This is a genomic window from Cryobacterium shii, from assembly GCF_004402595.1.
In the GTDB taxonomy this organism is placed as follows: domain Bacteria; phylum Actinomycetota; class Actinomycetes; order Actinomycetales; family Microbacteriaceae; genus Cryobacterium; species Cryobacterium shii.
In genome coordinates, this window is record NZ_SOFY01000047.1 from 1 (window position 1) to 20,167 (window position 20,167).

Annotated in this window: 18 protein-coding genes; 1 reads left to right on the forward strand and 17 read right to left on the reverse strand. The window is 65.7% G+C overall.

Annotation, left to right across the window (positions count from 1 at the left end; translation table 11 throughout):
- A partial coding sequence (locus tag E3O49_RS08680; RefSeq protein ID WP_174235694.1) for an RDD family protein occupies positions 1 to 779 on the reverse strand: 779 nt, incomplete at its 3' end.
- A 22-nt stretch (positions 780 to 801) separates the two neighbouring features.
- On the reverse strand, positions 802 to 1,290 hold the full coding sequence (locus E3O49_RS08685; protein WP_134403189.1) for a DUF6121 family protein: 489 nt from the start codon (positions 1,288 to 1,290) through the stop codon (positions 802 to 804).
- A gap of 153 nt (positions 1,291 to 1,443) precedes the next feature.
- Here E3O49_RS08685 and E3O49_RS08690 point away from each other — a divergent pair, with 153 nt between their 5' ends.
- Positions 1,444 to 2,652 (forward strand): type IIL restriction-modification enzyme MmeI, encoded by a 1,209-nt coding sequence (locus tag E3O49_RS08690; protein ID WP_134403188.1) that lies wholly within the window; start codon positions 1,444 to 1,446, stop codon positions 2,650 to 2,652.
- Between the two features lie 66 nt (positions 2,653 to 2,718).
- On the opposite strand, the gene E3O49_RS08695 is transcribed toward E3O49_RS08690, so the two are convergent.
- From E3O49_RS08695 to E3O49_RS08760, 15 genes are all read right to left on the reverse strand, one after another.
- Complete coding sequence (locus E3O49_RS08695) at positions 2,719 to 3,693, reverse strand: tripartite tricarboxylate transporter TctB family protein (protein ID WP_134403187.1); 975 nt, start codon at positions 3,691 to 3,693, stop codon at positions 2,719 to 2,721.
- 138 nt (positions 3,694 to 3,831) lie between these two features.
- A complete protein-coding gene (pilO, locus tag E3O49_RS08700; RefSeq protein ID WP_134410427.1) occupies positions 3,832 to 4,578 on the reverse strand; it encodes a type 4a pilus biogenesis protein PilO in 747 nt (248 codons plus the stop codon).
- Positions 4,579 to 4,580: 2 nt separating this feature from the next.
- On the reverse strand, positions 4,581 to 5,255 hold the full coding sequence (locus tag E3O49_RS08705) for a hypothetical protein (protein WP_134410425.1): 675 nt from the start codon (positions 5,253 to 5,255) through the stop codon (positions 4,581 to 4,583).
- On the reverse strand, positions 5,252 to 6,301 hold the full coding sequence (pilM, locus tag E3O49_RS08710) for a type IV pilus assembly protein PilM (protein WP_134451387.1): 1,050 nt from the start codon (positions 6,299 to 6,301) through the stop codon (positions 5,252 to 5,254). The genes E3O49_RS08705 and pilM overlap by 4 nt, the downstream gene beginning before the upstream one ends.
- A 25-nt stretch (positions 6,302 to 6,326) precedes the next feature.
- Complete coding sequence (locus tag E3O49_RS08715; RefSeq protein WP_134451389.1) at positions 6,327 to 7,154, reverse strand: prepilin peptidase; 828 nt, start codon at positions 7,152 to 7,154, stop codon at positions 6,327 to 6,329.
- Positions 7,154 to 8,806, reverse strand: a complete 1,653-nt coding sequence (locus E3O49_RS08720) for a bactofilin family protein (protein WP_160141066.1) — start codon at positions 8,804 to 8,806, stop codon at positions 7,154 to 7,156. The genes E3O49_RS08715 and E3O49_RS08720 overlap by 1 nt, the downstream gene beginning before the upstream one ends.
- Positions 8,797 to 9,384, reverse strand: a complete 588-nt coding sequence (locus E3O49_RS08725; RefSeq protein WP_160141067.1) for a PilW family protein — start codon at positions 9,382 to 9,384, stop codon at positions 8,797 to 8,799. The genes E3O49_RS08720 and E3O49_RS08725 overlap by 10 nt, the downstream gene beginning before the upstream one ends.
- A gap of 8 nt (positions 9,385 to 9,392) precedes the next feature.
- Complete coding sequence (locus tag E3O49_RS16560; protein ID WP_160141068.1) at positions 9,393 to 9,917, reverse strand: type IV pilus modification PilV family protein; 525 nt, start codon at positions 9,915 to 9,917, stop codon at positions 9,393 to 9,395.
- A 12-nt stretch (positions 9,918 to 9,929) separates the two neighbouring features.
- Complete coding sequence (locus tag E3O49_RS08730; RefSeq protein WP_134451395.1) at positions 9,930 to 10,373, reverse strand: competence type IV pilus major pilin ComGC; 444 nt, start codon at positions 10,371 to 10,373, stop codon at positions 9,930 to 9,932.
- Positions 10,374 to 10,507: 134 nt separating this feature from the next.
- Positions 10,508 to 11,683, reverse strand: a complete 1,176-nt coding sequence (locus tag E3O49_RS08735) for a type II secretion system F family protein (protein ID WP_244285275.1) — start codon at positions 11,681 to 11,683, stop codon at positions 10,508 to 10,510.
- A gap of 54 nt (positions 11,684 to 11,737) precedes the next feature.
- The gene (locus E3O49_RS08740; protein WP_134451397.1) at positions 11,738 to 13,114 is read right to left on the reverse strand and encodes a type IV pilus twitching motility protein PilT; all 1,377 of its coding nucleotides are present in this window, start codon (positions 13,112 to 13,114) and stop codon (positions 11,738 to 11,740) included.
- Positions 13,115 to 13,133: 19 nt separating this feature from the next.
- Positions 13,134 to 14,804 carry a GspE/PulE family protein gene (locus E3O49_RS08745; protein WP_134451399.1) on the reverse strand — a complete coding sequence of 557 codons (1,671 nt, stop codon included), beginning with the start codon at positions 14,802 to 14,804 and terminating at the stop codon, positions 13,134 to 13,136.
- A gap of 115 nt (positions 14,805 to 14,919) precedes the next feature.
- Positions 14,920 to 16,347, reverse strand: a complete 1,428-nt coding sequence (locus E3O49_RS18810) for a sensor domain-containing diguanylate cyclase (protein WP_255573539.1) — start codon at positions 16,345 to 16,347, stop codon at positions 14,920 to 14,922.
- On the reverse strand, positions 16,241 to 16,873 hold the full coding sequence (locus tag E3O49_RS17100; protein ID WP_134451400.1) for an FIST N-terminal domain-containing protein: 633 nt from the start codon (positions 16,871 to 16,873) through the stop codon (positions 16,241 to 16,243). Before E3O49_RS17100 ends, E3O49_RS18810 begins: the two co-directional genes overlap by 107 nt.
- Positions 16,874 to 17,202: 329 nt before the next feature.
- A complete protein-coding gene (locus tag E3O49_RS08760; protein ID WP_134402683.1) occupies positions 17,203 to 20,118 on the reverse strand; it encodes an EAL domain-containing protein in 2,916 nt (971 codons plus the stop codon).
- Positions 20,119 to 20,167 lie beyond the last annotated feature (49 nt).

The window sequence follows — 20,167 nt, forward strand, 5'->3', positions numbered from 1 at the left end:
GGGGCCGGCGCCACGGGAGCGGACGGCTCGGCGGCGGGCCCCGCGACGACTCCCGACCGGGAGCGCTGGCCGGGCACGAAGGCCGCAGCGGCGCCCGCGGCGTCGTCCGTGCGGGTGGCGAGCGAGGGCATCCGTGTGTGGGCCGCGGCCGGGGCGGCGGTGACGGCCTTGCGGGCGTGGCGCAGCTGCTTGGTATTGACCGGGTCGAGGCCCGCGCGCACGTCGAGGAGCCAGGTGCCGCCGATGACGTCGAGCCAGCCCCGGCCGCGGCGCTCCTTGTCCCAGAGCGGGGAGAGCAGGAGCGGCACGGCGCCCAGCACCGGGATCACGAGGGCGGCGGCCAGGAACACGGCGGCGCGCAGCACGATGCGCCGGAAGCCGGGGCGGCCGAAGCCGGCGACGCTGACCGAGCGGAGGCCGAAGATGGCCTTGCCGACGGTGATGCCTTTTCTGCCGTGCAGGATGAGCTGCACCAGCACAGAAGCAAGTACCAGCCCCTGGCTGACCCCGAACCCGACGGCGGCGGCGCCGAAGGCCGGGTGGTCCCGGAGCCAGTAAGTGGTCAGGCCCAGGGGCAGCCGGCTCCAGACCGGAACCGTGGCTAGCACGCCCGGAACGAAGAGCGCGAGCCAGATGGCGAAGTCGATGGCGAACGCGAGGGACCGGCGCATCGGCGACGCGGGGATCAGCCCGAGTGCGGCCGCGTACTCCTGGTCGGGGCGTCCGTCGGGGCGGAGCCCGACGGCATCCGTTTCGTCATTGTCGAGGGTGACGCTCACAGCTACCCCCCCCGGTGCGGCTTCAGTCATCGCGGCGCTCCCACGGCCACAGCGGGCGGCCGCGTTCAGGCATCCGTGAGGCCAGGACCATCGAATAGACCAGAGTGACGATGAATCCGATAATGCCGGCGGTCGCCGCGAACGGGCCGAGCAGCACGGAGCCCGCGAAGGCGATGCTGTCGGCCGGGAGCCCGGCGTTCAGGGCGAAGAGAATGGTGCCGACGAGCACGAAAGCGGCGAACGCGGCGAACCCGGTGCCGAGGGCGTAGCCGACGGCGATGCGCTGGTTCTCGGGCCGGCTGCGGAGGCCGAGCAGGAGCATGAGGAGGAACACCACCAGCGACGCGGCGGCGGTCATGCTGGGGCCGACGAGAAGCCCGGCATTCGGGTCGGTGATGACGTCGCGGTTGGTGAGCAGGCTGATCATGCCGAAGGCGGCGACGACGAGCGCAGCGTAGAGTACCGCCGCGAAGACCGCGACGACCGTCGCATACTTCTGGTAATCCCGCATTGCTCCCCCTGCCTGCGCCTTGTGCGAGTTTAGTGGGACGGCGCGGATCGCGTGTGCGTTTTGGTGCAGACGCGCGCGGTTGCCGCGGCGTAGTCTTTCCCCTGATGGCACCGCGGTCGTTGCGGGTGCCCCTGGCCGGGCGGAGAACAAGACGTGAACCTGTTCCGTCGGGCGAAAGCCCTGCTCAGCACCGATGAACCCTCGGCCGCGACGATTACCGTCGCCCAGCCTCCGACCATCGCGCAGCCTCAGGCGCCCGACGCAGCACCGCGCCATCTGCTGGTGCCCGCGGAGGCGGCCGGCGATGCCGAGTCTGACGCGTTGCGGCACCGGGCCGCCAACGCTCTGGTCGGCAAGCACCTCAAGCGGCCCGAACCTGCGGCGGTCGATCCGACCCCACCGGCGCCCGCGGCCGAGCCCTCGCTCGAGTCCACGCTCACGCCCGAGCCCGAGCCCGAGTGGCGTCCCGTCGCCCTGGCCGCCAACCGCGGCAAGTTCTTCCAGAGCCCGACTCCGGTCGGCAAGGGATTCATCCTCGAGCGCGAGGAAGCCAAGGCAGTCCTGAACGATTGGTCCATTCCGTATTCCGACGTGGTGCGGCCCTACCTGACCAGCGAAGACCTGGCCGAGGATCCCCGCCAGCAGTCGGGGCGATGGATCATCGACTTCGGTCAGCGCGAACTGGACGAGGCAGGGCGCTATCCGCGCGCGCTCGAGATCGTTGAGCAACGGGTAAAACCCGAGCGCGACACGAACGCAGACGAGAGCTTCCGAACCCGCTGGTGGCTTTTCGGCCGCCCCCGACTGCCCATGCGGGCCGCGCTCGATCCGCTGAAACGCTACGCGGTGCTCGGATCACTCGGCAGACGGATGATCGTGGCGTGGGCGCATCCGTGGATCGTGGCCAGCAACTCGACCATGATCTTCGCCGGGGACGACGACTACAGCATGGGCATTCTGCTCTCGGGCGCCTACGACACCTGGGCCCGCGCCGGCACGCTGGAGGGCGACCTGCGCAACACGCCGACGGCGGCCCTGGCGACGTTCCCCTGGCCCGACCCGGTCGATGCCCGCCAGCGGGAGGCCGTCTCGACGGCCTGCGTCACGCTGTACCGGCGGCGGAGTGAGCTCTGCCGGGAACGCGAGGTCGGCCTAACCAGGCTGTACAGCCTGGGCTGGCCCGAGGCCAACCCGGATCTCGCGAAGTTGCACCGACGCCTCGACGAAGCGGTGGCCGACGCCTATGGCTGGGATCCGTCGATCGCGGCCGACCAGGCTCGGATTCTGGAGCGCCTGCTGGAGCTGAATCGCGAAGTGGCGGAGGGGCGACGCCCCTACTCGCCCTTCCCCGCGGCCGGCTGACACGGCCTTTTAAAAGCGTGCGGCGCTCCCCCTGACGGTGGAGCGCCGCACACTGCGAGGCCTGAGTTAGTTGGAGCGGATGCCCTGCGGTCCCTCGGCGAGAACGCGGTCGTACTCTGCCTTGGTGGCGGCGTTGCGGGTGGTGACACTGCGGCCGTTACGGGCGATCCAGGCGCCGGCCCAGATCGGCACCTCGCGGGCGACTACGGCGGCGGCGATGGCGCCCGGGTTCAGCCACTGCTGGCTGATGAAGCGCGCGGCCTCGTCGGGGGTGAAGAGCCAGGCCTGCACGCTCAGCAGCGCTGCGCCGATGTAGGAGAAGTAGACGACGACGGCCACGAGGAAACCGAAGAGCACGTAGGCCCACCAGCCGCCGCGGTTGACCAGCAGCACCAGCAGCGCGAAGGCCACGAAGAAGAAGATGACCGGAACGTAGAAGATGGGCAGCACGATGAAGTCGGTGAACTTCGCGGCGGTGTCGGAGAGGGAAAGGCTGCCGATGCCGGACAGTGCGAACGCGATCAGCGAGTACAGCACGGCGAAGATGCCGGTGGAGAGCAGCGCGATCAACAGGCCGACGCCGCGGTTGCTCTTGTATTTCGGGGGCGTAGGAGCCTGGATGTAGACGGGCGGCGTAACGGTCGTGTTCGCGGGCGCGTAAGTCGCGTTGGCGGTCTCGCTCCGGTTCGCGACCGGCTCGAGCCGCTGGGTCTCGGCGGTGGTGTTGGCCGCCGGGGCCACCGTGGCGGCGGGCACGTAGGCGTCGCGCTTGTCGGCTTCGCGCTTCTCGGCGTCGTTGAGCTCGTTCGGCTCGCGGGCATCCTGTGCTGCGGGGGCGTCGTAGGAGATCGGCTCGCCAACGGGCCGTGCGGGGAAGGATGCTGTCGGCTCGGCAGAGTCGGAGTAGTCGGCCGACCCGGCGTGGGAGCCGGTGCCGGTGTAGTCCGGGGCATCCGTTCGCTCGGTGTGGTCGGTGTGATCGACCGAGTCAGGCTCGTGGTCGGGCTTGCGGTTGCCCTCAGGGGACGTTGTGTCGCTCATGGTGCGCTCCTTGTGGTTGGCCGTGTCGATCAGCCACAACCTTAGCAATGCAGGGCCCCCGGTCGAGGGAGGCTCGACTCAAGACATATGAAATGGGTCGAGCTTCCCGCCTCCTGGTGCGGCGGCGGCCGGGGCGCACTACCCCGCAGGAGTCTGAGTGGCAGCAGTCGCTGTGTCAGTGGTTGGATTCAGTAGCACGTAGATGAAGGCGGTGATGTTGCCCGTCACCTTGCCGGAATCCGCTGGCGTCGACGTATTGAACGTGGTCACCATGACCAGGCGCTTGCCCTTCTGGAGGCCATCAACGAAACTCACAACGTCGTCATAGGCGCCATCGACGGAGAGAGAAATCGGAACAGCAACGAAGTTCTCAGCGGTTACCAGAGGATTGACCACGGGCGCGGGCACTGCGGAAGCAATGGCGGCCTCGGCCGCCGCACTTGCGGCCGCCGCCGCGTCAACCGGAGCAGGCGTCGCTGTGCCGCCTGACGGCGCGTCGGCGGCCGGGGCCGCCTCCACGGCCGGTGCGACCACCATCGGCACATAAGGCTGCGCGTCGCTCACGGTGATCGAGGAGAGCGTGACACCATGCACCCCAGCGATGGTGTCCAGTTGCCCCACGAAGTCGGGCATATCCGGGCCGTTCGGCACGGCCTGTCGGAGACTGGACAGCTCTGACCGCAGCTCGTCGATGCTCTCGTACTGCTTCTTGAGGGTGACCAGCTGCGCTTCGAAGGCGGTGTTCTGTGCCTCCACCGCGACCCGATCAGCCCGGGCAGCCCGGGCCTCACCGATTTTGGGAGAGATACCGAGCATCCAGCCCAGTGCCGCTACAACGCCGATCGCGAGCGCCGCCCCGAGGAGCCACAGCCTGTTCGTATTCACGGCTACTTCTCCTCTGTGGTGGTGCTATCGGCGAAACGGTTCGAGTACGCGCCTTCGTTGATGTGAAGGGTGAGGTCCACCTGATAGGTGCCCGTTTCTGAGCGTTTGATCGAGCCGGGGGAACCATCGGCATAGCCTGGAAGCGACTTCAATTCCGTGAGCCATTCAGGCACTGTGGGCAGGCTCGGGCTTGTCATCGTGAGCATAATCGTGGCAATCCGCGCTGCCTGCAGGGGCGCCGTAGGCTGCTCGAACAGCACGAGCGGCGATGCGGCTTTGATGTCCACCGTGTCGATGGTCACATCAGACGGCAGCACAGCACGGATCTCCTCCAGATAGGTCTTCCAGTCGACTTCCGTCGAGGCCCCAACCTGGCGTGCGGCGATGGACAAGTCGACATCATCCTGAATCTGTCGCACTTCGATGTATTGCGTCTGTTCGGCCAGCAACCCGGTCGTGCGCTGTTGGGCCTCCGCAAGTTGCTCCTGTCCGATGGTTGCCTGCCAGGAGGCCAGCGCCACGCCGGCACTCACCAGCACGACGGCCGCGACGACCCCCAGGCCGAGGGCCCTGCGGAGCGCCTTGCTTTTCTGCCTGGACTTGACCACCGGAGGCAGTAGGTCGACCCGAGGTTCCCCCCCGAGGATCAGTTCTTCGCTAGCGGGCGTGCGGCTCATGCTTTGCTCCCCAGGGCCAGTCCAAGCGCGACCAGGAATGCGCCCTTCGTTTGTTTCAGTGCGCTTGCGTCGACGCCACGCGCGAGTTCGGCAGACCCTGTAGATTCTGGCGCCACGATCGGCAGCCGCGTCATCTCACCGAGCGCGTCGGAGAACCCGACCAATTGGGAGCCTCCCCCGGTGAGGATGATTCTTGTCACCGTCTGGTGATTTCGCGTGTTGACGAAGTAGTTGACCGTGTTTCGCAGGCTGTTCAGTAGTTCGGTGGTGACTTCGCGGATGATGGTGACTGCGGCGTGGTCCTCCGGAGGTGCCCCCGTGGGGGACAAACCGAGGCGGACTTTGAGCTCCTTGGCCTCTTCCGCAGCGACGGCAAGGCGGACGGAAAGCGCTTGGGTGAGGTCGTCACCGCCGGTCGGGATGAGACGGACGAATTGGGGCACACCGGCAATCGAGATGACGACGCTCGTGGTGCCCGCACCAACGTCGATTTGCACGACTGCGCCCTCCGTGTTCACACCGCGGCCTATGGCGCGGGTGAGGGCGAACGGGATCAGGTCCACCTCGACCGGCGTCAGCCCAGCCAGTTCGGCGGCCAGCACATTCCCCAGGACTGCTTCCTTGACCGCTGCGATGAGCAGACCGTTGATCTGAGGGCCGTTTCCTCCCTCACTCTCGGAGATCGGGTAGAAGTCGAGCAGGGCGTCACCCACCGGTACGGGCAGCATGTCCTGCACCTGGAACGGCAGCGCTTCCCTGATGAGTTTCATCGAAGCCTTGGGCACGGTGAGATCTCGAGCGAGAACTCGGTGGTTACCCATGCCGAGGACGACATTCTTGCTCTTGAAACCGCCACTTGCCCAGAGCTGCTTGATAGCGGCGGCCACGGTGTTCGGTTCGACAACCTCACCGCGACTGACCGCTCCTTCAGGGAGCACCACCTCGTGGAAGCGCACGAGAGTGGGCTTTGCTTTACCAGAGTCGCTCACCTCAACTGCACGCACGGCGGCGCTTCCGATGTCGATTCCTACGACGCTGGTCGCCATGTGCTCTCTCCCGCTAGTTGTATCGTCATGCCAAGCCGAACAGGGACAGATACCAGGCGGCAATCGTGCCCCCAAGAAAAATACCCAACCACGCTCCGGCCAGCATCCACGGACCGAACGGTATTCCGCTCTTCCGGGTTGCCCTGCGGGTCACGACCAGACCCAGACTAAACAGTCCGCCCAGCACGAACGCGCTGAACGCGCCGACGGAGAGCGGAGCCCATCCGAGCCACCCGAGGTACATGCCCAGGAGGCCCGCCAGTTTGACGTCGCCGAGTCCCATGCCTCCGGGGTAGGCAAGCGCGAGCAGGAGGTAGACGATGAACAGTGCCACCGCGCCGATGAGTGAAGGTAGCAAACGCTCCGGAGTTCCCCCGAGCAGGGAGCTCCCAGTGAGCAGCACGGCCCCAACCACATAGGCCGGCAAGATTATCCGGTTGGGCAGCGTGTGGGTATCCATGTCGATCAAGGCCAGCGCCACACTGACCGCAGCGAGGTAAAGATACGCCACCAGCGCGACCATGAGGCCCGAGGTCTTCGCTGACGAGCTTGTTGCATCCGGAGCCGACAATATCCACCAAGCGACAATCGCGAAGAATACAGCCGTGCCCAGTTCAACCAGCGGATAGCGCACAGAGATCGCAGCAGCACAATCGCGGCATTTTCCTCGCAACAACAGCCAGGAAAGCACCGGAACGTTGTCCCACGGCCGGATCCGTGCACCGCAGGTGCCGCACGCACTCGGCGGCGCGACGATCGATCGCCCTGCGGGCAGACGGAAGATGACCACGTTCAGGAACGACCCGATCAGGGACCCGAAGACGCCCGTGAGTCCGGCCAATACACCAACCATCAGCTCAGGTCTCGAAAGCTCAGCCTGCTGCCCAGATGCGCTGGAATCGGCGGGATCGGGACCAGCCCACCAAGGTTCATCCCCGGCATTCCCACCGGGGCGAAGTTCATCTGCGCCTGTTGGTTGAATTGAACCTGAGCGCCATACAACTGGCCGCGCCAGTTGTTGCGGTCGATCACGATGTTGCACGGTGTGTAAACCATCACCGACATGCTCGCAACGGTGTCCGTCTCATTGTTGAGCCGGATGTCGCCCAGAGTGGGTTTGCCCGCCGGCCGGACGCACGTCGGGTCGGAGTTGACAAGGTCATCCGGCACGATGAGCCAGAATTTGCGATTCCCTCCCACACCCGTCAACTTCAGCTTGTCAATGTTGAATCCTTTGCCGATGATGGCCACGTTCGCGTTCAGGTCGATCGGGTTCACGTTGTTCTCAGTGGTGATGCCATCAGGGCAGTTGAGGGCATTCACAACGGTTGGCACGACGATGGATGATAGCCAGGCGGCTTCGCTGTTCTTCACTGAGCAGCTGGCGGGGGCGCCGGCCCATTCCATTTGCGCATATCCCTGGGCCTTCCAGGTCGATGTCTGAAACCAGGCGGTCGACGCCGCGTAAGCGTAGGGGTACGGCACGTCGACCCAGTGCGGGATCACCGGGGCCGGCGGTGGAGTGAGCCCGCCGACACCGGTTCGCACTACGCCCTGAACAGCACCCGTAGCCACCGAGGCGGTACCGCTGGAGAGCAGGTCCCCCAAGATCGTTGACCCTGCACTGATTGTTGCACTAGTCGTTCCCGTCCCAGCAACGATGATCGACTTCTTGACGGTGCTGCTCGACACGGCGGTGTTTCCGCCTGCCCAAATGCTGCCGTTGACGGTTCCGCCGGCCGTGACAGTCCCGGCAGCGATCACGTCACCGGAGACTGTACCTCCGGTGAGCTTGACATTGCCCGAGGCATGCACGGACCCGGCGACGTCGCAATTGTTGAGGATGATGTTTCCGTTACCGGCGATCACGCTGCCGGCGATTCCCCCGTTGGTCTTGCAGTCGATGTCAATGTCGCCCGTGCCGATCTGGACATCCGCCAGAATACTGTCAGTGATGATCGGATCGACGAGCCCGAACTGGTTATGCGTCGCCGCGAAGGTTTCCGCGTAGATCGCGGCTCCGGTGGAGACAATCTCCGGAACCCCGGGGTAGGCGGGGATGTACTGGTACACGGCCTCGACCTGCCTCGAGTTCCCCGAGGTGGCTCCGGCAATTCCCTGCGCCTGCGCGTCGCCTGTCGACTTGATCTTCACCTGCGATGTCGTAGGCGACGGGCAACCTCGCACCCAATTGGTCCCGGACGGTAACCAGATCGTGGCGGTGTATTTCGGGATGTCTCCAGGCAGCGACTGGTACAGGTTGCCGACGGCCTGACAGCTCCCCGAGGTGAGGAGGCCCACGGCGGCCATGTCGACTCCAGCTTCCGCCGCCGCCCTTGCCTGCACAGAAGCTTTGCTGGCCGTGGTCACACCGAGCGCATTGATGGTGGCTGCGGTGATGGTTAGCCCGATCACTAGAGTGACTGCCATTACGCCGATCACGGCCATCAGTGCACTGCCGCGATCGTCGGGGTAACTTGTGCGTGTTTGTGGCGTCAGAAGCATGGGAGGCTCACATCCGGTCCGGACGCCGGCAAGGGCTGCCGACTGGTTGAGGAGGTGCTTATGCGCACTGGTTTCTTACCCGGGCCTGTGCTTACATCGAGACCGAGGTCCACTCTGCGGCCGTTCAGGGGATTCTTTCTGAACACCGGTGAGCCAGAAACGGGGGCCATGCCGTCTCCGAGCAGCGTCCAGGTTGCGATGTCTCCGGCGGCAGTCGGAATGATCCCTGCCGAGGTCGTCGTGCGAACCTGACCGTCCTTGTACGACCAAGCCTGGCAGCGCCAAGTTTGCTCCGCCCCCGACCCGGCCGTCCGCACTATGAGCAGCTCCGGGATTGCGTTGAGCGGGCTGGTCCAGATGGCACTTGCATTGCGCACGCCCTGCCCGACAGATCTGGAGACAAGTTGGCCGGAGTTGCTCGCCTGGGTTGCGTCACTCACCGTCCGCTCGGTCGCCAAGGAATTAATGAGCAGCCCTCCCACAATCAGGAGCACGATGACCGCGAGCACCATGTAGATGAGCAGCTCGATCAGGGTGAAGCCGGCATTGAAGGCCCTAGTGCGCGTGTACTTGTTCACCGGGACGGTCACGGCGCTGTCACGAGGATTCGTGTCGATGCGGAGATTGGCGGGATCGACGATCCGACCACAGAGACGGACACGCTTACGGCTACCGTCCCGGGATAGGTCGACGCGGGGCAGTCCACCGAGCGGCCGGGCGCATAGGTCACGCCTCGAGCGTCGGTGACAGTCCCCAGCGGAGACTCGTCCTCGTAGATATTGAGAGCTGCGCATGTGCTGCCCGCCGCGCGGGCCAGCTCCATCTGCTTGTTGACTAGCTGGGTCGCTGTGGCGATTGTCGAATTGCGGACGGTCGTCTTCATCGAGGTAACAAGGAGAGGCAGGAAAGCAACGGACAGGAGGCCCAGAAGCAGCATCGAGATCACGATTTCGATCAAGCCAAATCCGCTTTCGCTCAGATTGGACTCCTGCAGATTGGACTCCTGTCGTCGGGTAGTCGTCTTCATACGCCCGGCTTCCTTCTGCTGTCCTTGCACGTGAATTGGATGCGGCGATGGAGCACCGGACTCCGGTGCTCCATCGCCCTTCATGCGGCGAACGTATTAAGGGGCAGCAACGATCGCGCCAGCGGAACTACAGGTCTTCTTGGCCACGGCCGCACCTGTGTCAGTGATGGCCGCCCAGTGGCCCTTCGTGGCTGCGTTGTCGGAGCCAGAAATGCAGAACGACTTCTTGTCTGAGGTCCACGTGAGCTCGACCGGGATATCAGCGCTGGCCGTGAAATCGACGGCGGCGGTCATCGCAAATCCGGGGGCCGTGCCGGTTACGAGCTGGGCCACAACGGCTGTCTTGGCGTTGGTGATCTGCGCCAGGGTCGCCTTGTCCTTGGCGGTGTCCTGCTGGCCGAGGAAGATCGGGATGGCGACCGCGGCGAGGACGCCGATGATGAGGACGACGACGAGAAGCTCGATCAGGGTGAAGCCCTTTTCCTTCTGGCCGAGTTCTGAGCGCTTGCGGGCAAGCGCCGCCGTGATGCTTTTGATCATGTGAGAGTCCTTTGCTGGGGGTGTGCTGGGAAAGGCTTTTGCGTTGCCTGCATTGAGCCTATGGTTCGCGACATAGGCCTGTAGCCCACATATGGGGGGATTTCCCGACCCGCGCACCCCCAATGTGAGGGTCGTCACTTGATGTATTGGAAGATGCTGAACATCGGCATGTAGAGCGCGACGATCATCCCGCCCACCACCACGCCGATGAAAGCAATCATCAGCGGTTCGATCAGGGCGGTCAGTTGCTCCGCCGTGGCCTGCACTTCTTGATCGTAGAAGTCAGCGATCTTGCTGAGCATCGTCTCCAGGGCGCCGGCGTCCTCGCCCACAGCGATCATTTGCGTCACCATTGCTGGGAAGATGGGTTCGAGGCTGAGCGGGCCTGCGATCGACTTGCCCTGGCGCACTGATTCCTGCACCTTGCGCAGGGCCGATTCGATCACCCAGTTGCCTGAGGTCTCGCCAACGATGTTGAGCGACTGGAGAATCGGAACGCCGGCCCCGATCATCGTCGCGAAGTTGCGAGTGAAACGAGCGATCGCCAGTTTCGTCATGAGCGGGCCGAACACCGGTAGCTTCAGCTTGAGCGGGTCGACGACCTTACGCACGCGTTCGGTGTTCTTGTTCTTGCCCCACCACACGGCGAAGGCGGTTCCCCCGACAACGAGCACCGGCAGCAGCCACACCATCGCCTTGGAGAGCACCACTAGGACCATGGTGGGCGCAGGCAGCTCCCCGCCGAAGCCCTTGAACATCTTCTCGAAAACCGGAACTATGAAGGTGAGCATGCCGATGACGGCGACCACGGCCATGATCAGCACGATCGTCGGATAGGCCATCGCCGACTTGATGGTGTCGCGCAGCTTCCCTTCGGACTCGAAGTTGCCGGCCACCGAGTTGAGCGAACTCTCGAGGAAGCCGCCGGTCTCGCCCGCCTTGACCAGGTTGATCATGATCGGCGGAAACACGGTGGAATGCTTACCCATGGACTCGGAGAGCGAGATACCGGTCTCCACGTCGTTGCGGATAGACGTGAGTATTCTCGCAAGTTCCTTATTCTCGGTCTGCTCAGAGAGGATGTTGAGAGTACGCAGTAACGACAGGCCGGCTGAGGTCATGGTCGCCATCTGGCGGCTCATGATGGCGAGGTCCTTGAGCCCAACTCCCTTGCCAAAGCCGGGAATCTTGATTTCCGTGCTCAGGCCGGTGCCCACCTCTACCTCAGCGACGGATATCGGGGCCACCCCCATGGTGCGCAGTCGCTGCATGGCCGCGACCTCGGACGCGGCATCCAGACGCCCCTTCACGACCTTGCCGGCGGCGTTGCGGCCCTTGTACGCGAAGGCAAGACTGCTGGGCAACTACTTGCCCTTCTGGGAGAAGGAGTCGCCGAAGTCGATGCCGCCCGCCATCGGATCGGAGTGGTCAACGCGGCGAATGAGCTGCGACAGCCCCTCGAGGTCCTGCGCCTTCTCCTCCGCCGAAGCGCGTGTGATCTGGCCTTCGTTGACGAGGTCGGCGAGGTGCTGATCCATGGTGTGCATACCCAGAGCGCGACCGGCCTGCATGGAGGACGCAATCTGATACGTCTTGCCCTCGCGGATGAGGTTCGCAACGGCCGAAGTTGTCACCAGCACCTCGGTGGCCACGACTCGCCCCCCGCCGACCTTCCTGACCAGGGTCTGACACACCACCCCCTGCAGGGTGGCGGCGAGCTGAGCACGCACCTGACCCTGCTGGTGCGGCGGGAACACGTCGATGACACGGTCAATGGTCTGGGCCGCGGACTGCGTGTGCAGTGTGGCGAAGACGAGGTGACCGGTTTCGGCAGCCGTCAGGGCCACGGAGATGGTCTCCAGGTCGCGCAGCTCGCCGATCAGGATCACGTCGGGGTCCTGCCGCAGCACGTGCTTCAGCGCCGAGGCGAAGCTCTTCGTGTCGTGACCGACCTCGCGCTGATTCACCAGCGATTTCTGGTGCTTGTGCAGGAACTCGATCGGGTCTTCCACGGTGACGATGTGGTCGGCGCGGGTGCGGTTCACCAGGTCGATCAGTGCGGCCAGGGTGGTCGACTTGCCCGAGCCGGTGGGGCCGGTCACCAGCACGAGCCCGCGGGGGAGCTTGGCAAACTGGCCGACGGTCTCGGGGATGCCGAGTTCCTTCAGCGGCTTGATCTCGCGCGGGATTAGTCGGAACGCGCCGCCGATGGAGTTGCGCTGGTAGTAGTAATTGACGCGGAAGCGCGCGCCGCCGGCGGTGTAGGCGAAGTCGAGCTCGAGCTCTTCCTCGAACTGTGCCCGCTGCTTGGGCGAGAGGATGCTGTAGAGCGCCGAGGTGACCTTGTCACCCATCCATTTACTCGAGCCCTCGATCGGTCGAAGGCCACCATCGACGCGGATGCTGGGGGGCGCGCCGACCGTGATGTGCAGGTCGGAGGCGTTGAGGTCGAGAACCTCGGCCAGTGCATTGAGCAAGTCGAGGTCGGAGACGTTGTTGTCGATGGTCCTGGTGCGCACCCGACGCCCGCTGTCTTCGACCGGTAGGGTCGACGGCGCGACCGGGCGCACAGCGGTGTCGACCGGCTGGGCCGTTTCAACGGCGTCGAGCTCGACGGTCGCGGCGTCGGCGGCCGGTGATGCTACCGGTGCGGCTGAACGCCGGTCGGCATCGCCGAGGGTCCAGCTGCTGTCGGCCGCGCCCGGGGGCGTCACCGGGATTTCATAAATGGGCTGGCTCATGCAGATATCCCCTTTTGCACTATGCGACCACTCGCAAGATTTCTTCGATCGATGTCAAACCCATTTGAGCCTTGGCCCAGCCGTCTTCGCGGAGCGTGATCATGCCCTGCTCGCGTGCGACCCGGCCGATTTCGGCGCTGGACGCATGGGCGACGGCGAGGTGCTCGATCTCCTCGGTCACCGTCATCACCTCGTGCACGGCCAGGCGGCCGCGGTAACCGGTCTTCGAGCAGTGCGAGCAGCCGACAGCCTCGTAGATCGTGGGCAACGGCCGGTCCGGGTTGAACGAGAAACGCAGCCGGGTCAGGTATTCCGCGGTCAGGGCGGCCGGCTTTTTGCACTTGTCGCAGAGGCGACGGGCCAGACGTTGGGCGACGACGCAGTCGAGGGCAGAGCCCACCAGGAACGGCTCGATGCCCATCTCGGTGAGGCGGGTGATCGCGCTGGGCGCGTCGTTGGTGTGCAGGGTGGACAGCACGAGGTGGCCGGTCAACGAGGCCTCGATGGCGATCTGCGCGGTCTCGTGGTCGCGGATCTCACCCAGCAGCACGACATCCGGGTCGCTTCGCAGAATTGAACGCAGCGCGCTCGCGAAGGTGAGGCCGGCCTTGGGGTTCACCTGCACCTGGTTGATGCCCGCCATGCGGTACTCGACCGGGTCTTCGACCGTGATCACGTTGATCTCGGGGCGGGCGACCGCGCCGAGGGTCGTGTACAGCGTGGTGGACTTGCCCGAGCCGGTTGGGCCCGTGATCAGAATCATGCCGTAGGGCTTGGAATAGGAGGTCTTGTAGGCCTCGAAGTTGTACTCCAGCAGGGCCAGGGCGCGCACATCGAGGGTGGTGCTCGAGTTGTCGAGAATACGCATGACGACCTTCTCGCCCCACACGGTGGGCAGGGTCGCCACGCGCAGGTCGATCTGGCGGCCGGCGTGACGCACGGTCATGCGGCCGTCCTGCGGTTTGCGCCGCTCGGCGATGTCGATGTCGCTCATGATCTTGAGCCGGGAGATCACGCCGGCCTGGATGCTCTTGGGCGCGGTCTGCATCTCGTGCAGCACGCCGTCGATGCGGTAGCGCACCCGCAGGCTGTGCTCGCCGGGCTCGATGTGGATGTCCGAGGCGAGGTCCTGGATGGCCTGGCTGACCAGCAGGTTCACGAACCGCACGATCGGGGCGTCGTCGTCGATCGAATCCGAGACGCCGAACGAGGAACTCTCGGTGGCCGCGTTCTCTTCTTCGAGGGTGGAGGTCAGGTCGCTGAGCTCGTCGTCGGCACGGTGGTAGCGGGTGATGGCGGCGAGCAGGTCGCTGCGCTCGGCGACGACCTGGGTGACGCGCATCCGTGAGGCTTCGCGCACGTCGTCGACGGCGAAGACGTTGCCGGGATCGACCATCGCGAGGATCAGACGGCCGTCGTCGACGGCGATCGGGATGACTTCGTGGCGCTTGCAGACGGCAACAGGCACGAGGGCCACGGCCAGGCGGTCGACCGGATAGTCGGCCAGCTCGACGAACGGCAGGTTCGCCTGCTGGGCGCGGGCCCGGGCGAACTGCACCTCGGTGATGACGCCCCTTGCGACGAGGGCGCGCACCGCACTTTCGTCGGCGGGATCGCCGGCCATGAGGTGGTCGAGCTCTTCGATCGGGAGTAGGCCGTGCAGGATCAGGATCTCGGTGAGGCTTGCCACTCGATCCTCTCGAACAGGCTCAGGTATATAGGGATAACGCTATCGCCGGGCCGGCGGTCGGGCCAGACCCACTTTGAGGGGGTAGCGGCACGAAAAACGGCTCGTTCTAGTGATCCTACCGGCCCGATTGCGCCTGATTGCGCCTGGCGGCCTTGGCCGTATACAGCGCGCCGTCGGCCGCGGCGATCAGGGCGTCGCTGGAGCGGCCGTCCGCCGGGAAAGTGGCGACGCCGAACGATGCCGTGACGCGGATGCGGCCGTCCCCGTGCTCCACGGTCAAATTCGCCAGGGCGCTCCGCAGCTGTTCGGCGCGTTCCAGGGCGCCCTCGCTGGCCAGGCCGGGGAGCACCATCAGAAAATCCTCAGCACCGTAGCGGTAGAAGATATCGCTGGCCCGGGCGTGCTGTTTCATCAGCTCGCCGAAGGCCCGCAGCACCTCGTCCCCGGCCTGGTGCCCGTAGCGGTCGTTCACCCTTTTGAAGTGATCGAGGTCGCACATGATCACGCTGACGGGCTCGCCCGAGCGCTCGGCCAGAACCAGCTCGCGGGCGAAGGATGCGTCGAGGAAGCGCCGGTTGTAGAGGCCGGTCAGCGAATCGTGAGTCGACTCCTCGCGGAGCTGCTCCTGCAGCACGAGGATTTCGCGCTCGGCCGCGGCCCGGGTGGAGATGTCGAGAACCATGCTGATCAGCATCCGTCTGCCGCCGACCTGCATCACCTTGCTGTGGCACTCCGCGTCGAGCACCTCGCCGTTCTTGCGCAGCCCACGGAACACGAAGTCGGTGCGGTCGATCGCCCCGGTCAGCCGCCGACGGAGATTGTCTGCGACGAACTCACGATCGTTTGGAACGGTGAGCTCTAGCGGGCCGCGCTCCCGGATTTCCGGTTCGGAGTAGCCGAACATGTCGGCGAACCGTGAATTGGAGTAGGTGAACCGGCCGTCTTCGATCAGCACGATCCCGACCAGCGACTGACCGACCAGCCCGCGAAACTTCGCCTCGACCTTGCGCAGGATGCAATCGCACCCCATCACCAGCTGAGGTCGGCCGATCGCCGTCTCGATCTCGACGAACGTGTCCTCCAGCTTCTCCGCGAGGCCCACGCCGCGGGCCGCGCGCAGAACCAAGCCCTCCTCGATCGCGCAGTAGAAGGTGAGGCTTCCGTCGGCGTTGGCCGATCGGATGGCGCGCAAGTATTTGGTTCCCGCGATCATGACGACCATCGGGCATTCTGCGTAGTGCTGGACGGTCAGTTCCGCCACCGGCACCCCCACCAGCTGCGCGTAGGCCTCCGCCGCCGGCCGCCCGTCGATTTCGTACACGACCCGGCGGTCGGCATCCGCTCTCGTGACGACGACCCGGTCGTCGGTCGGAACAAAATGGTCGGTCTTGAACGTGCGGAAAGGCAGCATCGTGCTGATCAGGACCAGAACCGCACTACCGGTTCGGAACGCGCCGTCTGCACAGACGCGGGTCTCGGTGAACTGCATGCCGTCGCCCGACGAACCGCCGAGCACGGGAATTCGACCCAGCCCGTTCTGCACGGCGCGGCTGACCTTTTCTGCGCGCACGGACAGGCCCATCGATCAACAGGTTCGCGAAGGTGTTGCTGCCGCCGGCCAGCGGCTCGGCGCGGTCAAGTTGGCGCAGAAGGTGCTGCGTGAGGTTCTGGGCCTGGGCCGGTTCAAACTGGTGAAGCTGGTTCTGGGCGCCGCTGACAACCTTGAAGCTGCCCGGGGGGAAGCTCGCTCCGGTGATGCTGTGGTCCAGATAGCCGGACGGGCCGATTTCACCCGCGGTCGTGCAGCCGACCACTTGCACGCCGACGAAGAGCCGCTGCAGTTCGGAGGCCATCAGGTCGAGGTCATACTGCACCGAACAGAAGAACATCACCAGCGCGGTGTCGGGTTGGGCGACGCCGGCGTGGAATTCGCGGGCGGCTTGCCGGGTGTCAGACGCGGTGAACTGCGCCCGGCGGATCCCCGGCGCGGCCTGCGTTCCCGTCGTGCCGTTCGACCAGTCGGAACCCTCGAAGCCGGACAGTACCTGGGCTTCGCTGACGCTCATCATGGTTCCTGTCGCAAGGGCGGCCGGCTTCACCGCCTGACCCGAATTTATCAGTCGGGCCCCGCTCCGCCTGGACCGCGGACGGGGGTGCTTGTCCCCCTAAATGAGGACCGCGCCGGTACCCCTGCCCGGCAAAAACCCCCTCCTGCCCGATCCCCACCAAGACGCCTGATCTTGGACGCCTGACCCGTCCGATCAGGTTCCTGGCTGGTCTCAAGGCAGACTCGAACCCGAGAGTTCCCGTTCCGGTCGAGAGTGACCGCTACAGCGGGCACTCTCGACCGGAACGGGAACAGTCACCGGCGGGGCGGCAGGCGGGGCGGCAGCCACGGCTAGTGGACGAACTGCACCATGGGCTGCACGGAGGGAGCCGGCTTGGAGAACAGGTAGCCCTGGCCGAAGCGACAGCCCATGGCTTTCAGCAGGTCGCGCTGGTTCGTCGTCTCGATTCCCTCCGCGACGACATCCACATGCAGAGAATCCGCCAGACGCAGGATGCCCTCCACGATCGCGCGATCGTGCTGTGAGCGTTCGAGATCGCGAATGAACGTCAGGTCGATCTTCAACAGGTCCACGGTGAACGCCCGCAGGTGGGTGAACGAGGAGTAGCCGGTTCCGAAATCGTCGATGGCCAGCCGCACCCCCAGTCCGCGCAGTTCCTGGAAGGTCTTCGCGGCCGAGTCGATCGCTTCGAGCACAGCGCTCTCGGTCAGCTCCAGCCATAACTGCTCGGGCGGCAGGCCCGACTCGTCCAGCGCGCGCTTCACGACCTGGCCGAAGTCATCCTGCACGAATTGCCGGGCCGAGACGTTGACGCTGACCGCCATCCCCCGCTCCAGCGCGTTCGCCGCGCGGCAGGCCTGGCCGAGCACCTCGGTGCCGATCTGCTTGATCAGCCCGACCTCCTCCGCGATCGCAATGAAATCGCCCGGCTGGATCACACCGCGCGCGGGTCGGCGCCAGCGCGCCAGGGCCTCCGTCGCCACGACCGTGTTCTGCTGCAGGTCGACGATCGGCTGGTACCACGTCTCGATTTCGCCCAGTTCGACCGCGTCGCGCAGCGCCAGCTCAGAGTCGAGTCGCTGGTGGATGCGAGTGCGCAGGTCGTCGTCGAAGATCTCGTAGCGTGCGCGCCCTCGACCCTTCGCCAGGTACATCGCCTGGTCCGCGTTGTGCAGCAGCGTCTCGGCATCGTCCTGGCCGAGACCGAAGGCGATGCCGATGCTCGCATCGACGGATGCGGTCTGCTCGCCCACCGCGATCGGGATCGCGATGGCCCTCTGGATCGTCTCCGCGATCTTCTCCACGTCAGCGCCGCTGCCGACGTCCGGGCAGATCACCACGAACTCGTCTCCCCCGATGCGGGAGACCGTGTCGGTGGAGCGGACACTCTGCCGCAGACGGATGCCAACCTCGGTCAGCACCGCGTCGCCGGCCTGATGGCCGAGGCTGTCATTGACGAACTTGAACCGGTCCAGGTCGAGGAACAGCACCGCGACCCCCAAACCCCGGCGCGACGCCTGCAGCAGAGCCTGGTTCAGCCGGTCCAGCAGGAGCAGCCGGTTGGGCAGGTTCGTCAGCGGGTCGTGGAAGGCCAGGTGTTCCACCCGGGCTTCGGCGAGACGACGGGCCGTGATGTCCTCCAGCTGGTACAGCAGCTGCCCGGTCTCCTCGCTTTCTTGAATCTCGGCGATACTCACCTTGACCCAGGTCTCCTCGGCGTCGGCACGTCGCATCCGTCGGTCCAGACGCTGACGGGTGGACGGAGCGTTGACCGCGCCGTCGACCAGCTGCCCGGCTTCGCCGCCCTCGTCGCCGTCGCCACCGACTTCGACACCCAGGAAGATCGCCTCGATCGGCTCGTTCACGACCGGGGAGGACCGACCGGCCAGGTCGAGAAGTCGCCGGTTGGCCTCCAATACCGTGCCGTCGAGCGACACGATGGCCGTTCCCAGCGGCGAGGAGTCGAAAGCGGCCTCGAACCTTGCACTGGCTGCGGACGCGGCATTCTCTGCCATCCGCAGCGCGGTCACGTCGGTGACAGTGGCGAGGTGCCCGATCACTCCCCCCGCGTCCCGGATCGGCGCGGTACTCACCTGAACCCAGTTCACCTGCCCGGTCGGGGTGTAAAAACGCAGGCTGGTCTCGTAGGGCGCGCCCTCGCCCGCGGCGACCTGCCACTCCCGCAGCACCCGGTCAGTGTCGTCGGGGTGGATGGCCGACGCCCAGCCGTCGCTGCGTGACTGGCTCTTGGTGAGCCCGCTCAGAGCCAGCCACCGGTCGTTGGCGTCGACCAGGCCGCCCGCCGCGTTCAGTTGCACGATGCCGACCGGGGCGATCTTGATGAGTGCGTGCAGCGTGTCGGCTGTTTCCGCGAGCTGGTGCGTGCGGCTCTCGACCGTCGCCTCCAGGGTGTGGTTGGCCTCGGCCAGAGCCTGCATCGCGCCGTCACGCTGCCGGTCGAGTTCGAGCAGCCGCCGGGCCGCCACCCAGACCAGCGCGCAACTCAGCAACGTCATGCTCATGATCAGCAGGGCCACGCCGAACGCCGAGCCGAACCAGCCTTCACGCTCGGCCCACAACCGGAGCCAGCCGAGCAGGAATGGCCCGAAGACCAGGAACGGGATCACCTGGCGGAGCAGGCGCCCCGCGCTCCCGCGGTCGCGGAGGAGACCGGACAGCCCGAGAGACGGGCGCTGCAGCATGATGGATACCGACAGCACGGCCAGGGCCAGTGCCGTGGGCAGGGCCATGCTCGTCAGGCCGGCGACGGTATAGAGCGAAGACACCCCGTAGGCATACCCGAGTACCGCGACCAGGCTGACCCCGAGCGCGGCCAGCACGAGGGTGAGCATCACGGTGGTGCGCTCGAACCGGCTGGCGACGACGGATGCCCCGAGCAGCAGCAGGGACATCGCCGTCGCGGGCGCCATCCGGGCGGCCTGGCCACCGAAATCGATCCCCGGCAGGAGCACGTCAATGCCGAGGGAGGCGCCGAGAATGTACTCCGCGAGGGTGAGGCCGCCGATCAACCCGACCGCCAGGCCCAGGCCGAGAACCGCCCGCCGTCGATCGAGTGCGAGCACGGCGACGGCGAGCAAAACGAACGCCAACGCCGGCATGGGCTTCATGGTCCAGAGCCCCGCGACGGAATCGGGCACGGTGGCGACGCCCAGATACCAGCCCACGAGAACGATGAGCCCGAGGACTCCGACCGAGGCTGCACCGACCCGGCTGATTACACGCATCCGCACATTGTCCCTCTGATCCCGACACGCCGGATGTCGGTTGATGCCT